The sequence below is a fragment of the Nocardia spumae genome (genome assembly GCF_020733635.1).
Classification (GTDB): domain Bacteria; phylum Actinomycetota; class Actinomycetes; order Mycobacteriales; family Mycobacteriaceae; genus Nocardia; species Nocardia spumae.
The window spans coordinates 4,742,588-4,756,812 of sequence record NZ_JAJFZL010000001.1 but is presented as its reverse complement, the minus strand read 5'-3'; the positions used below and the strand labels follow the sequence as shown (position 1 = coordinate 4,756,812).

At 68.7% G+C, this 14,225-nt stretch carries 12 protein-coding genes; 6 read left to right on the top strand and 6 right to left on the bottom strand.

Annotated features, from left to right (window positions below):
• Positions 1-39: 39 nt before the first annotated feature.
• From LKD76_RS21250 to LKD76_RS21230, 5 genes are all read right to left on the bottom strand, one after another.
• Complete coding sequence (locus LKD76_RS21250; protein ID WP_227983081.1) at positions 40-771, bottom strand: ABC transporter ATP-binding protein; 732 nt, start codon at positions 769-771, stop codon at positions 40-42.
• Positions 768-1,892, bottom strand: a complete 1,125-nt coding sequence (locus LKD76_RS21245) for an ABC transporter permease (protein ID WP_227983079.1) — start codon at positions 1,890-1,892, stop codon at positions 768-770. The genes LKD76_RS21250 and LKD76_RS21245 overlap by 4 nt, the downstream gene beginning before the upstream one ends.
• A gap of 186 nt (positions 1,893-2,078) precedes the next feature.
• Complete coding sequence (locus tag LKD76_RS21240; protein ID WP_227983077.1) at positions 2,079-2,792, bottom strand: MBL fold metallo-hydrolase; 714 nt, start codon at positions 2,790-2,792, stop codon at positions 2,079-2,081.
• Positions 2,793-2,895: 103 nt separating this feature from the next.
• Positions 2,896-3,867: a carbohydrate kinase family protein gene (locus LKD76_RS21235; RefSeq protein WP_227983075.1), complete on the bottom strand. Its 972-nt coding sequence runs from the start codon at positions 3,865-3,867 to the stop codon at positions 2,896-2,898.
• 173 nt (positions 3,868-4,040) lie between these two features.
• A complete protein-coding gene (locus tag LKD76_RS21230; RefSeq protein ID WP_227983073.1) occupies positions 4,041-4,391 on the bottom strand; it encodes a HesB/IscA family protein in 351 nt (116 codons plus the stop codon).
• Positions 4,392-4,706: 315 nt separating this feature from the next.
• Here LKD76_RS21230 and LKD76_RS21225 point away from each other — a divergent pair, with 315 nt between their 5' ends.
• The 6 genes from LKD76_RS21225 (at position 4,707) to LKD76_RS21200 (ending at position 12,415) form a co-directional block, all read left to right on the top strand.
• Positions 4,707-5,375, top strand: a complete 669-nt coding sequence (locus LKD76_RS21225) for a DUF3043 domain-containing protein (protein ID WP_372466003.1) — start codon at positions 4,707-4,709, stop codon at positions 5,373-5,375.
• 91 nt (positions 5,376-5,466) lie between these two features.
• The gene (cobT, locus tag LKD76_RS21220; protein WP_227983069.1) at positions 5,467-7,305 is read left to right on the top strand and encodes a nicotinate-nucleotide--dimethylbenzimidazole phosphoribosyltransferase; all 1,839 of its coding nucleotides are present in this window, start codon (positions 5,467-5,469) and stop codon (positions 7,303-7,305) included.
• 43 nt (positions 7,306-7,348) lie between these two features.
• On the top strand, positions 7,349-8,092 hold the full coding sequence (locus LKD76_RS21215) for an adenosylcobinamide-GDP ribazoletransferase (protein WP_255660263.1): 744 nt from the start codon (positions 7,349-7,351) through the stop codon (positions 8,090-8,092).
• Between the two features lie 451 nt (positions 8,093-8,543).
• On the top strand, positions 8,544-9,584 hold the full coding sequence (locus LKD76_RS21210) for an ATP-grasp domain-containing protein (protein ID WP_227985351.1): 1,041 nt from the start codon (positions 8,544-8,546) through the stop codon (positions 9,582-9,584).
• Between the two features lie 35 nt (positions 9,585-9,619).
• Positions 9,620-11,626, top strand: a complete 2,007-nt coding sequence (locus LKD76_RS21205; protein ID WP_227983068.1) for a hypothetical protein — start codon at positions 9,620-9,622, stop codon at positions 11,624-11,626.
• 51 nt (positions 11,627-11,677) lie between these two features.
• The gene (locus LKD76_RS21200; protein WP_227983067.1) at positions 11,678-12,415 is read left to right on the top strand and encodes a maleylpyruvate isomerase family mycothiol-dependent enzyme; all 738 of its coding nucleotides are present in this window, start codon (positions 11,678-11,680) and stop codon (positions 12,413-12,415) included.
• A 23-nt stretch (positions 12,416-12,438) separates the two neighbouring features.
• Here LKD76_RS21200 and LKD76_RS21195 read toward each other — a convergent pair whose 3' ends face one another.
• Positions 12,439-14,181, bottom strand: a complete 1,743-nt coding sequence (locus LKD76_RS21195; protein WP_227983066.1) for a purple acid phosphatase family protein — start codon at positions 14,179-14,181, stop codon at positions 12,439-12,441.
• Positions 14,182-14,225 lie beyond the last annotated feature (44 nt).

Here is a 14,225-nt window from a genome sequence, read left to right as displayed (position 1 = left end):
TTCACTCGCCGGGTGCCGTCGGGCGGCCGGTCCGCGTGATCAGGCGGTGACCTGCCGGTTCGCGGTGAGGCGGCCGTCGACCATGTGGAGGACGCGGTCGCAGCGGTCGAGGATGTCGTGGTCGTGGGTGACCATGACCGTGGCCACCGCCGCGGCGCGGGTTTCGCGGGCGAGCAGTTCCACGACCTCGGCGCTGCGGGCCCGGTCCAGCGCGGCGGTCGGTTCGTCCACGAGCAACACCTGTGGGGAGCCGATGAGAGCGCGGGCGATGCCGACGCGCTGGCGTTCCCCGCCGGAGAGCCGGTCCGGTCGCCGCTGGGCCTTCTCACCCATCCCGACCGCGTGGAGCAGTTCCAGCGGATCGCGGCGACTCCCGGTGAGGCGGGCGACCAGTCGCAGCTGATCGACCGCCGTCAGCGCGGGCAGCAGATTACCCGACTGGAATACGAATCCGATGTGGCGCAACCGGAATCGGGTGCGAGCGCGCGTGCCGAGGGTGCCGAGGTCGGTGCCACCGATGCCCACCCTTCCGGAATCGGGGGAGGTGAGTCCGCCCGCCGCGGCGAGCAGGCTGGATTTGCCGGATCCCGACGGTCCGATGATCGCGACGAATTCTCCGGGGACGACGGACAATTCGACGTGGTCGAGCGCCGTGACCGTACTCGAGCCGTCGCCCAGGGTCAGGCATACGTCGTCGAGGGTCAGCCCCGCTGTCGGTGAGTCGGACGAATACGAGTGTGTGACAGGGGATGTGCGGGTGAACGGGCTCATCGGTTGGCTCCCAGTGCGGTGAGGGGATCGATCCGGGTGACGCGCACGATCGCCGCGGCCGCACCCAGTACGCCCAGGATCACGAGCAGTCCGGCGCCGGTCGCGATCGCGGCGGGATCGAGTGTGAACGGCATGCCGTGGATGAATCTGCTGCCGCCCACGGCGATCAGCACTCCGGCCGCGGTCGCCCCGACGAGCACCACTATCGCCTGGGTGAGGCCGTCGAGCAGCAGATAGCGGGTGGGAGCGCCGATCGCGCGCAGGACGGCCAGTTCACCGGCGCGCTGGATGGTCCACACCAGGAAGAACGCGCCTACCACCAGAGCGGAGATCGCGTACAGGAACACCTTGATCAGCGACATGGTCGCCATCTCCGCCGAGAAGCCGGGTGAGGCGTCGTAGGACGCGGTGCGGGTCATGGCGGTGGTGTCCGCGGCCGCGTCACCGGCGGCCAGATCGATGGTGGCGCCGGGCGCCGCGCGCAGGGCGACCGCGCTCGCCTCGCGATAGGTCTGGTCGCGGACCGATTCACCCGGTTTCGCCCCGGCGTGGATCTGCTGCCAGGTACGCAGCGGCACATAGGCGACATCGACATGGCCGAAGGTCTGCTTGGCGGCGGTCACGCCGACGATGGTCAGCCTGGTCCCGAGCCGGTCGATCACCACGGTGTCACCGAGGTGCGCGCCCTTGTCGACCGCCGTCGCGCTCACGACGATTCCGTCCGGCCGGTCCAGCCCGGAGCCGCGAGCGGGGTCGGGAGCCAGGAACGAGCCCGGCTCGACGCCGAACAGCGCGAAATCGACCGCCACTCCGGCCCCGGTCCTCGCATTGACCAGGGTGTTGCCGAAGGGGGCGGCGTCGGCGACGCCGGGCCGGGAACGCCACGTGGTGACCTGGGCGGTGTCGACCGTGCTACGGGTGAACGCCGAATCGGTCTTGGTGCCGTGCGCGAAGGCAAACGCGTCGACCGGCAGTGCCCGCAGACCGGAGACGCCGTCGTCGACCAGTCCCGAGGACAGCCCCGACAACATCACGGTCAATATCGAGATGAGCGCTACCACGCCGCCCATCAGTCCGAATCTTACTCGCGCGTACCACAGTTCGCGCAGTGCCAGGAACATGGAGAACTCTCCTCACCGCGGCCGCCGGTAGCCCCGGCGGCGGGACACGAGACCGTCTTGCTGACAGCCTGTCGGTAAGATACCAACGTGGTGTCGGGAAGATGGTTCGGGGGGTGGGGCAGCGGCCCGGAAATGCGAAAAGCCCTCTCGCGCCGGGCGAAAGGGCTGGTGCCGAGACCGAGGGACTCAGCCGGGCATCAACATATGCCACTGTTCGAGGGTTGTCGGGCGCATCACGTAGTTGTTCTCGCGCACCGACGACAGCGCCGCGCTGGGCTGTTCGGAATACCAGTGCCCGGGATAGATCACCGGATCGCCGCTCAGTTCGGCCAGGTGGCGCAGGCTGCGGAACATGGCATCGGAGTCGCCGCCGGGAAAGTCGGTGCGGCCGCAGCCGTCGACGAACAGCGTGTCACCGGCGACCAGGCGATCCTCGAGCAGGAAGCATTGACTGCCGGGGGTGTGCCCGGGCGTGTGCAGGAATTCGATGTCGACGCCGCCGACGCTGAGTGTGTCACCGTGGTCGTGGCCGGTCAGCTCGCTCGGGGCGATGCCGGTGACATCGGCGACCCAGGACAATTCCTCGTGGTTCACGTGCACCGGAACCTGGACCCGCTCGAGCAGTTCCTTCACCCCGCGCAGGGTGAAACCCATCATGGTGCCGCCGACGTGGTCGGGGTGGTGGTGCGTGGCCAGCACTCCGACCAGGCGCAGGCCGTCGGCCTCGGCGATATCGACCAGATCACCGGCCGCGTACGCGGGATCCACCACCACGCATTCGCCGGATTCGCGATCACCGATCAGGTACGAGAAATTGCGCATCTGCGTGGCAATCGGATCGCCGACGGCCCAATCCCGGCCCGCCAGCAGTTGACGAAAATATAAACGATCGGATCCCATACGCACACCCTATTGTTCGCCGGCGAACTCCGCGCATCCGGACGCAATGTTGTGAATCGTCACGGATGCGGCCCGCCGCATGGCTCGATTCCTCGGGGCGCGGTCAGCCCAGTAGGGCGCCGAGTTCCGCGGCGGCCTCGGGACCGTACGCGCCACGCAACCGCTCGATCGCCGTCTCACGATCCAGCGACCACTCCTGAGTGCCGACGGTCTCGAGCACCAGAACCGCGGTGAGCGAACCCAGCTGCGCCGCCCGCTCCAGGCTCAGGCCTCCGGTGTGCCCGGTCAGGAATCCGGCCCGGAAGGCGTCGCCGATACCGGTCGGGTCGGTCTTCGAAAGTTCCGGCACCACTTCGACATTCAGCTCGACACCGTCACCGTCGACGATCACCACGCCCTTGGCGCCCAGGGTCGTGACCCGGATGCCGACGCGGCGGCCGATGTCCTCGGGGGACAGGCCGGTCTTCTGCAGCAGCAGGCCCCACTCGTACTCGTTGGTGAAAAGGTAAGTGGCGCCGTCGATCAGGGCCAGCGCCTGCTCGCCGTCGAGGCGGGCCAGCTGCTGGGAGGGATCCGCGGCGAACGGGATACCGAGCTTGCGGCACTCCTCGGTGTGACGCAGCATCGCGTCGGGGTCGTTGGCGCCCACCAGAACCAGGTCCAGCGAACGGTTTTCGGCGACCTCGGCGATCGAGATGTCACGTGCCTCGCTCATCGCGCCCGGATAGAACGACGCGATCTGGGCCATCGTCTCGTCGGTGGTGCAGACGAACCGGGCGGTGTGCGCCGTCTCGGAGATCCGCACCGCCGAGCAGTCGACACCGTGGCGCTCGAGCCACGCGCGGTACTCGGCGAAGTCGGGGCCGACGGCACCGACGAGCAGCGGGCTGCCCTGCAGCAGACCCATCGCGTAGGCGATGTTGCCGGCCACCCCGCCTCTGCGAATCACCAGATCGTCGACCAGGAAGCTGAGCGACACATGCTGCAACTGGTCGGCAAGCAGGACATCGGAGAACTTCCCCGGAAACCGCATCAGGTGGTCGGTCGCGATGGAAGCAGACACAGCGATGGTCACGAAGCCCGGTCCTTGTCTGTCGAAGGCGAAAACAGCCTTACCGTACCGTGTCGGGATCCGGCGGGGTAAGGCCTCACAGGACACGCGTACCGCGAAACGCCCCCGGTCGGAGGCGGCGGCACGCACAACACGGCGCGGAACCTCCGCAGAGGTTCCGCGCCGCGCAGGGAACGTCAGTTGAAGCTGTCGCCGCAGGCGCAGGAGCCGGTGGCGTTCGGGTTGTCGATGGTGAAACCCTGCTTCTCGATGGTGTCGACGAAATCGATGGACGCACCCTGGACGTAGGGGGCGCTCATCCGGTCGACCGCCAGTTTGACGCCGCCGAACTCGACGGTCAGATCACCGTCGAGGCTGCGGTCGTCGAAGAAGAGCTGGTACCGCAGGCCGGCACACCCACCGGGCTGCACGGCGATGCGCAGCGCCAGATCGTCGCGCCCCTCCTGGTCCAGCAGCGCCTTGGCCTTGGAGGCGGCGGCGTCGGTGAGGATCACACCGTGGGTGGTGGTCTCGTTCTGCACAGTCATGAAGTCTCCTCGCAGACCCTGGTTCAACCCGTGAACGTTGTTTCCGTGAACAGCGCACGGCTCGGTAGCTGTCAACGCCACGTCGCGGGTGGCTATTCCAATCTTGCCACTGCGGTCGCGGTTGCGGGCCCGTCGGCCCCGGAAATTCCGTGTCGTCGGCGGTCGGACGTGCGAATTGCCACACAGTCGGCGCGTGTCAGGACCGGTGCGATGCCCGGTCGGGGCCCGATATCGATACGTCCGGTATGACCGATGACACAGCATCTGCCGAGACCGTATTTCCTGGCGGGTATGCCATCCAATAGCCTGGTCGGCGTGAAGTTCCTGCGCCGTGGCGATACCAGCACCACCGACGACCACGCCGACGACACTTCGGCGGCGACCGACGGTGACTCGGCCACTGTCGCGGGCGGGTCGGGGCAGACCGCCGCCAAGGGCAGACCCACGCCCAAGCGCCGCGATGCGCAGGGCAAACGCCGCGGCCCCGTCGCGCCGGCGCCGCTGACCTCGAAGGAGGCGCGCGCCCGCCGCAAGGCCACCCGGGGTAACCGGGAGGAGCGCAAGGCCGCCTCGGCCGATCGCCGGGCCGCCGCCGCGGACCGTCGCGCCCGCATGCTCGCCGGTGAGGACAAGTATCTGTTGCCGCGCGATCGCGGACCGGTGCGCGCCTACGTCCGCGACCTGGTCGACGCCCGCCGCAATCTGGTCGGCCTGTTCATGCCGCTGGCGCTGGTGCTGATCCTGACGATGTTCCTCACCCCGCAGGTGCAGGCCTACGTCACCCTCGCGATGATCGTGATGATGGCGTTCATGGTCGCCGAGGGCTTCCTCATCGGGCGCACCATCAACAAGCGGGTGCTCGAGCGCTACCCCGACGACACGACCTCACGCTGGTCGCTGGGCTGGTACGCCTTCGTCCGCGCCTCGCAGATCCGGCGCATGCGCGCGCCGAAGCCGCGGGTCTCGCCCGGCGACGCGGTCTGAGCCGACCCGCCCCGGTGACCGCCGCCGCCGACGGCCGTCGCGGCCCGGGTAGGCGCGGGTACCGGTGCTCGCGGATTGGTACCGTGCTGGCGTGGTGAACGATGCTGCGGGCGGCCGAGGGCTGCGGACGCTGGTGCTCGGTGGGGCGCGCTCGGGTAAATCCGCCTATGCCGAGGCGGTGGCCGGGCGCGGCGGGCCCGTGCGGTACGTCGCGACCGCGATCCCGGATCCCGCCGACGCGGACTTCGCCGATCGTATTGCCGCGCATCGGATTCGCCGGCCCGGCACCTGGAATGTGGTGGAGGGCGACCCGGTCGTCGTCCTCGGCGACGCGGCGCCGGTGACCCTGATCGACGACCTCGGCACCTGGCTGACGGCCCGCATCGATGCGCGCGGCGCCTGGGACGCGCCGCGAGGAACCGTCGCCCCCGATATGGACGCCCTGGTCGTGGCGGTGAACGGATACGCCGACCGGCTGGTGATCGTGAGTCCCGAGGTCGGCCTGGGAGTCGTCCCGGCCACGCCCGCCGGCCGGCTGTTCCAGGACGAGATCGGAACACTCAATCAGCGGCTCGCGGCGGTATGTGACGAGGTGGTGCTGGTCGTCGCGGGTATCGCCACGGTGATCAAGAGCGCCGCCACTCCAGCCTCCGCCGCGCCGGAACGCCCCGCCGAGCCCGGGGCCGGCCGAGCGGTGGCCGCACCCTCCAGCGCGCGGGAGCGCACGGGATCGGTGACCGCCGCCGCGGCGACCGCGAGTGCCGGTGCGGCAGCCGGGCTTTCGGCCGCTACACCCGAGACCGCCGCCGAGACCGCCGCACCGCCCCGGGGGCTGACCGAATTCGGCGGTACCGCACCGTCGTTCGGTCCCGTGGCCGCGCCGGACGCGCGCGTGCGGGGAGAGGCCGAGCGGCGGCAACTGCTGCTCACCAAGCCCGCCGGTGCGCTCGGGCGGCTCGAGACCCTGGGTAACTGGGTGGCCGCCTGCCAGGGGGAATGCCCGCCGCATCAGTTCGAACGCGCCCGGGTGGTGGTGTTCGCCGGTGATCATGGTGTCGCGCGGCACGGGGTCTCGGCCTACCCGAGCGAGGTGACCGCCCAGATGGTCGCGAATTTCCTGGCCGGTGGGGCCGCGGTGAATACGCTCGCGCGGCTGGCCGACGCCACGGTGCGGGTGGTCGACATCGCCGTCGACTCCGATACCGATCCGGCCGTGTCCGCGTACAAGATCCGCCGCTCCAGCGGATCGATCGACCGCGAGGACGCGCTCGGCGAGGCCGAACTCCACGCGGCGCTGGCCGCGGGCCGGGCGATCGCCGACGAGGAGATCGACGGTGGCGCGGATCTGCTGATCGCCGGTGATATGGGTATCGGGAACACCACTCCCGCAACGGTTCTCATCGCGACCCTGACCGACACCGAACCGGTCGTGGCGATCGGCCGCGGCACCGGCGTCGACGATGCCGGATGGATGCGCAAGGCCTCGGCGGTTCGCGACGCCATGTGGCGTGCCCGCCCGCACCGGCAGGATCCGTTCGCGATGTTGCGGATCGCCGGTGGCGCCGACTTCGCCGCCACCGCGGGCTATCTCGCACAGGCCGCGGCCCGGCGCACCCCGGTGATCCTCGACGGTGTCGTGGTGACCGCGGCCGCGCTCGTCGCGGAGATGCTGGCGCCCGGTGCGAAACGCTGGTGGGTGGCAGGACATCGGTCGACCGAACCGGCCCATCCACTGGCCTTGCGCAAACTCGAACTGGAACCGCTGGTGGAGCTGGATATGCGGTTGGGCGAGGGCTCCGGTGCGGTGAGCGCGCTACCGTTGCTGCGCGCCGCCATCGCCGCGCTGGCCGAGATGGCCACCTTCGGTGAGGCCGGGGTGAGCACCGCCGACGCCGAATCGGGTTCGGCGGCACCGGAAGTCGTGTCCTGAACGGGAGCGATTCGGACGCCCGGGCCCGATCGGGGCCGCGGCGATGATCGCGGCGCTCCGGCTCGCGATATCGTGGTTGACCGTCCTGCCGGTGCGTGGGCCGCAGACCGTCGATCGCACGACGGCGGCCGGGGCCATCGCCGCCGCCCCGCTGGTCGGGGCCCTGCTGGGCGCCGGTGCGAGCGGGCTGCTGTGGGTGTTGTGCTGGGCCGGAGCGAGTTCGGCGCTGGCCGCGCTGGTGACCGTCGGCGCACTGGTCCTGGCCACTCGCGGCATGCATATCGACGGGCTGGCCGACACCGCGGACGGGCTGGGCAGTTACGGGCCGCCTGAACGCGCGCGCGAGATCATGAAAAGCGGTGGAGCCGGCCCGTTCGGCGTCGCGGCCGTGATCTTCGCGATCGGTATCCAGGCGCTCGCCCTCGCCGCTCTGGCCGACGCGGGTGACTGGTTCGCCGTAGCGCTGGCCGTCACCGTCGGGAGGGTGGCCGTGGTCGCGGCCTGCCGGAGCCATCCGGCCGCGCCCGGCGCCGGTTTCGGTGCGCTGGTGGCGGCGACCCAGACCTGGGTGCCGGTGGTCGTCTGGATCGCCCTCGCCGTCGGCGCCGGCGTTTTCGCCGCGCCCCGGCCGTGGCTCGGACCGCTCGCGGTCGTCGCGGCGCTGGGCCTGGCGGCGGCGCTGGTCCGGCACTGCGTGCGGCGGTTCGAGGGACTGGGCGGCGATGTGCTGGGCGCCGCGGTCGAACTCGGGGTCGCGACCGCGGCAGCGGTGCTGTCGCTGTCGTGACGCGCGGATAGCCGGGATCCGAACTCCGCTGTGCCGGTTTGCAGCTGGTTCGTCGGGGTACTCCGGGGAAAGTGACGGCATTTTTCCGGATTGCCTTCGTCACCGCCGGTCGACTACACCGGTGCTCAAGCCCGGATTCGTCGACACCGTTGTCACGATATTCGATGCCGGCCGCCGATGCCCAGCGTAGGAGTGCGACCCAGAGATCGACGAACCGTGCACAGAAGTCGAGAGGGGAGAAGGTTTGTCGATTTCAGTTTCGGAATCGAAGAGTCGAAACCCGGACAAAGGCTATGTGGCCCTGCTCGGGTGGAGTTTGAATGCAGTCGAAGCGATCGACCGATTCGACCGTCGCTATATCGTGGTCGCGCCGGAGTGGGCCGAAGAATACTGCATAGAACACGAAATACCCTATCTGCCATGGAATTTCGAGCGCCTGAACGATCGTTCGATGGAGATCGCGGAGACGCTGCAGGACCTGGGCGTCGATGTCGCCATCCCGATCTTCGAGGAGACCGTCGAGTGGGCGGGCGCGATCAACTCGGTGCTGCGCGCCAATCCGCGGTTGCTGGGCCAGTCGATGCTGCTGCGGGACAAGTCGCTGATGAAGCGGCGCGCGCAGCTGGGCGGCATCCGGGTCGGGATCTTCGAGGAGGCGCACGAGCGCGACGATGTCATCCGATTTCTCAAGCGGGTCAATCAGACCCTGCTCAAACTCGATGGCGATCCCAACGATCCGATCCACATCAAGGCGTTCGACAAGGCCGGGTGCCTGGGGCATCGGATCATTCGCACGCCGGATGAGATCGATTCGATCCCCGATGAGGATTTCCCGCTGTTGATGGAATCTCATCTGGACGGTTGGGAATTCGCCGTGGAGGCGTGGATCCACGACGGCAAGATCCGCTTTCTCAACATCTCCGAATATGTGACGCTCGGATACTCCGTGTTCGTGCCCGCCACACCGGAACTCGAGAAGTACCGGCCGGAGATCACCCGCCAGGTGGAAAAGCTGATCAAGACGTTCGATATCGAATTCGGATTCGTCCACCCGGAATACTTCGTCACCAGCGACGGTGAGATGTACTTCGGTGAGGTCGCCTATCGCCCACCCGGCTTCAAGGTGTTCGAATTGCTGGAACGGGCCTACGGTTTCAATGCCTACCACGCCCTGGTGCTGGCCTTCGACCCGAAGACCACCGAGGAGGAGATCGTGAACTTCTTCCCCCGTGAGGTGGTCGATGCCACAGGCCATGCGGGATCGTTCGGGGTTTATCCACGCCGACGTGTGGTCACCCATCTCTCGGTCCCCGAGGAGACCGAGGACCACGACTACTTCGAGGCACACGAGCTCATGGCTCCCCTCGAGGAGAAAGTCACCAAACGCACGGCGTTCGGAAACCACTGGGGATTGCTGTACTTCTTCGGTGAAGATCCGTACGCTCTCCGGGACCTGCTGAAGCGACAAGAAGAACTCGACTTCTACGTATGATCCGATCAGCGGGATGGATCACAGGAGGATCCTGATTGAGGCCGCTCGGCAGCGACGACGCAACCCTGGGCAGACAGCTCGCCCGCCTGGACGAAGCGACGCAAACTCTTGCCCGCACCAGCGAATTCGGCAAGCAGGTCAAACTGTCCCGGGTGCTGAGCGCGTTGCGGCGTGTTCTGCAGCTACCCGGCGGATGCGCGGCGCTGCGGTCGCGGGCGGCCGCACTCGAGGACGCGGGGCTGTTCCTCGGCACGGATTGGGCGCAGCCGCAGATCCTGATCCCCGCGTTGAGTCCGGGTTCGTTGCGGAGCCCGAATCCGGACACCGTGGTTCTGGAGACGGTCAGCAATCTGCGCCTGCTGGCCGTGGCCAAGGGCGACTATCCGCACCCGCGGATATCCGCCGAACACGCCGCCAACCATCTGTCGCAGGTGCTGGCGATCAATCTGACGCTGCTGTTCACGCCGCCCGGGGAGGCCGAGCGGCACCAGCAGGGCCGGATGGCGGATGTGTCGCGGGAACTGATGCGCCACCTCGTCGAGGAGGTCGGCTACGAGAAGGTGCTCGAGAACCTGGTCGACGAGATCTGGCGGATCTTGCGCCAGCGGCCGATCCAGGTCGAGCAGGTCAAGCGCATGATCACCCAGATCGCGGTGGCCCGCGCCAATCCGGATATCGATCTGGGTTCCAGCGGACTCGGCGCTGATCGCCTCATCAGCAGCCTCTACGGCACCACCGACGCCTGCCGTGAGGATCCTGGTGTCGAGGTCTACCGCGGTCGGCTGGAATCGATGGACGACAGCGCGTTGCAATACGAGGCAACGGGTTTCGCGCGGTCGATGCACGACACCGGGCTGGTGTCGCCCTATCACGCGGTCCTGCTGCGATTCCTGCTGAGCAAGGGCGACTACCTCATCGGCGAGGCCCTGGGATTGTCGAGCACCGGTCGCGACTGCCTGCTGTGCTACCACGAGCTCGTGCACCACCTGATCGAGCGGTCGGTGTACGTCGAGACCGCGCAGGGCATCTACGGCCTGGCCCTGCTGCTGGAACGGGGAATCCTGTACCAGCCGCCGGTGGCGCCGGCGCTGTGGCGGCAGCTCGGACTGCAGTTGTCACCCGCGGCGAACCGGCGCCTGACAGAGGTCTTCGGCGCGGGCGTGGATCCGCGCAATCGGCTGTTGTCGGGTGTGCTGTCGATACTGGGGCTGCCGCTCGGGGTGGGCCAGGGCGACAATCCGACCTGTCAGTCGGCGCGCGCGCTGTCCATGTGGTCCTACAACGATCCCGACTACCTGCTGCAGATCGTGGCCTGCGCGGCCCGCGACGACGAGGTCGTCATGCACTTCGAAGGGCAGGCGATCTCGTCGCGAGAGGTCGCCGCCGGAGTCGCTACCACGACGCCGATGGATCTGGATGCGGTATCGCTGCTGGTGGTGCCACATCTGGATCGGATCTACGCCGAGATGGGACGCTACTGCGCCGATCGCGAAGGCGATCCGCACCGCTGGGTCAACCCCGAATTCCACGGCTGGTGGTCGGGCCGGGGATTCCGGATCAACGTCGACGTGGCCTCCGGGCGGCTGACCGATGTCGAGGAATTCCTGCGCCACTTCTACGCCAGCCACCACCCCTTCTACAACGGCAACCAGCCGCTGATCCACCCGCAACCGGCCGGTGTCGCCGTCACCGACAGCGCGGCCCGCTTCGTGGGCTGGCACGCCATCACGATCCTGCGGGTCAGCCTCGATCCGCAGGACGCGATGCGGGTCTACTTCTACAACCCCAACAACGACAGCGGTCAGGACTGGGGTGACGGCGTGGTGGTAGGAACCGCCGGGCACGGTGAGCGTTTCGGGGAGGCGTCGCTGCCGTTCGAACAGTTCGCCTCGCGTCTGTACATCTTCCACTTCGACCCGCTCGAGCGCGGTGAACTGGCGGCGGTCGAACGCGCCGAACTGGATTCGGTGGTCGGTTACCTGCATCGCAGCTGGGGTGCGGACCGGCTGCCGGAGATCGTGAGCGGCGCCGCCGCGCAGTGATCGGCCCGCGCGGCCGGTAGCAGGCGGTGCGGCGCGGGATAGATTGGGAGTGTGCGTGATGCGATGTGGCGGTCGGCGCTGTCGACCGAGGGTGACCGGATCGCGGCGGTTCCGATGTCCGCATCGAGTGCCGCTGTCATGGCCTGCCCGGGCTGGGATGTCGCTCGACTGATAACGCACGTCGGCCGGGTGCACCGATGGGCGGCGATGGTGATCCGTGACGGTGCGCAGGCGGCGGCACAGGCACCGCGGCAGCCGCGTCCGGAGATCGCGGGTCTCGCGGACTGGTACCGCGACAGTCGCGACCTGCTGCTCCGGGAGCTGGACGCCCATGCACCCGATGCGGCGGCCGATGTCCTCACCGGCCGCGGCACCGTCCGATTCTGGTTGCGCCGCCAAGCCCACGAGACGGCGATGCACCGCTGGGATGCCCAGGACGCGGTGTCCCCGGGCGCCGCGACCGCGTTCGATCCCGACCTCGCCGACGACGGGATCGACGAATGGCTGCGAGTCTTCCTCCCGCGCCATCTGGCCCGCATCGGCGGTGTCCCGGCCGAATTGGACGGCGCCACACTGCGACTGCGCAGCACCGACACCACAGGCCCCGATCCGGTCCTGCGCCTGGGGCCCGAGCCGGCGGTCGAGTACGGCGTGGCGCCGGTCGATACGACGCTGTCGGGATCGGCCGCCGATCTGCTGCTCACCATCTGGCATCGGCGACCGGCGATCGCGCCGGTGGCGACCGACCCCGGACTGTCGGAACGCATCCTGGATCTGATCCACATCTGAGCGGCCGACGGCGGACCGGTCGTTCAGCGATCCGAACGCGGGCGGGTGAGGGTGAACGAGTCCACCGGCTGCCATTCCCCGGGGCGCGCGCCGAGTGCGAAATAGGTGGCGGTGATGGTGGTATCGCCGCCGGGCACACCCGGGTCCACGTCGAAGGCGCAGAATCCGTAGGGATGGTCGGGATCCTTGAAGGCCGACCAGGGCGCCGATTCCATGACATAGGTCGGCGCCTTCTTACCGGTGGCCGGATCGACCGCGCCCACGCCGGTGAGCACCCGGCACTGCCTGCCGGGGAAGAACAGGGTGTTCGACGGCACCGAGGTACCGCCGCCGCCGATCACCAGATGGACGGTGCCCCGGGAGGTGTCGACGATATCGGTCGCGGCGCCGGTCGCCGAGGGCGGACCGGCGGTGACCGCTTCCGGGACCGGTTTCGGCGTCAGGGTGTCACTGCCCAGCACACCGCGCACGGGATGGGAACGCTCGTAATGGTGTTCGTGACCGCAGAGCACCAGATCCACCTGATAGCGGTCGAACAGCGGTAGCCACTGCTCGCGGATCGCCAGATCGGCGCCGTTGGCCTTGTCCGCCGACGACATCGCGGTCTGATGCATGAACACTACGATCCAGTCGATACCCCGGTCCGCGCGCGCGGCCGCCAATTGCTGTTCCAGCCAGCGTTTCTGGGCGCCGCCGGAATAGCCGCGGACGTAGCTGTTGCCCCCGTCCTGATAGCAGATGTCGTCGTTGGCGAGCGCGATCACCCGCATCCCGCCGACGGTGAACGCGTACCAGAGCCCGCGCGCGAGTTCCTCGGCGCCGCTGTCGGGAACGGTGAAATAGGTTTGGAACGCGGCATATCCGATCGGGCCGTTCCCCCGTTCGTTCTCGTGATTGCCCGGCGCCGGCATCCACGGCCGATAGCGGGCGGACCGGGAGTTGTTGGCCCACCAGTCGTTCCAGGTGCGAATCCGGTCGGTGGCCAGATTGGCGTAGCACAGATCGCCGTTGACGAGATGGAACAGCGGTGCCAGCGCCTCGACGCCGCCGGTCACGTCCCCGGCGAACGGTGAGCCCAGGTTGTCGTTGACGTAGCGCCCGTTGTCGAGTTTGCCGAGCGTCGGTGTGCCCTGATCGCCGAAACTGGTGAACCGGAACGCGGCCCGGCCCGTCGGCGCGGTGCGCAGCGTGCCCAATTCCGGTGGTGCGCCGTCGTGCCCGGCGGCGTAGACGTAGTCGGAATCGGGGGACAGGCCGGTGAGCCGAGCATGGTGGACGTGCACTTCGGCGCCGGAGGCGGCGTCGCGATACATCCGGGTGCGCGCCGGCACCGTGGTGCCGAATCCGGCGGTGGGGGTACCGAATCGCACCACCGGATTGCGGACCGGGGCGGCGCTCTGCCAGCTCACCACGGCCTCGCGGGCCGCGTCCGCGCCGAACTGCAGATGGACCCCGGAAACCGGCGGTGCCGCCCCGCGATCAGTCGCGGCGGTGAAATTCGGCATGCGTGGCCAGAATTCGCGTGCGGTCGCCCGGCGGTCGGTGTCTTCCAGTGCGACGGTGGTTCCCGCGCCGACCGCCAGGCCCGCGATCACCGCGGCGCCGGAAGCACCGAACAGCCATCTCCGACTGACGCCACGTGGCGCACCGGAGCCGCCGTCGGCGCCCTCGTTCGGCGGGGGTGGGGTATCGGCGGGGTCGTGCTCGCCCCGCGGTTGCTCGGCCGGATTCTGCGCGCCGGTACCGCTCGCCCCATGGTCGCTCATCCCCTCAGCCAACCCGCTTCGGGTTCAGTCCGTCCGACGATCCG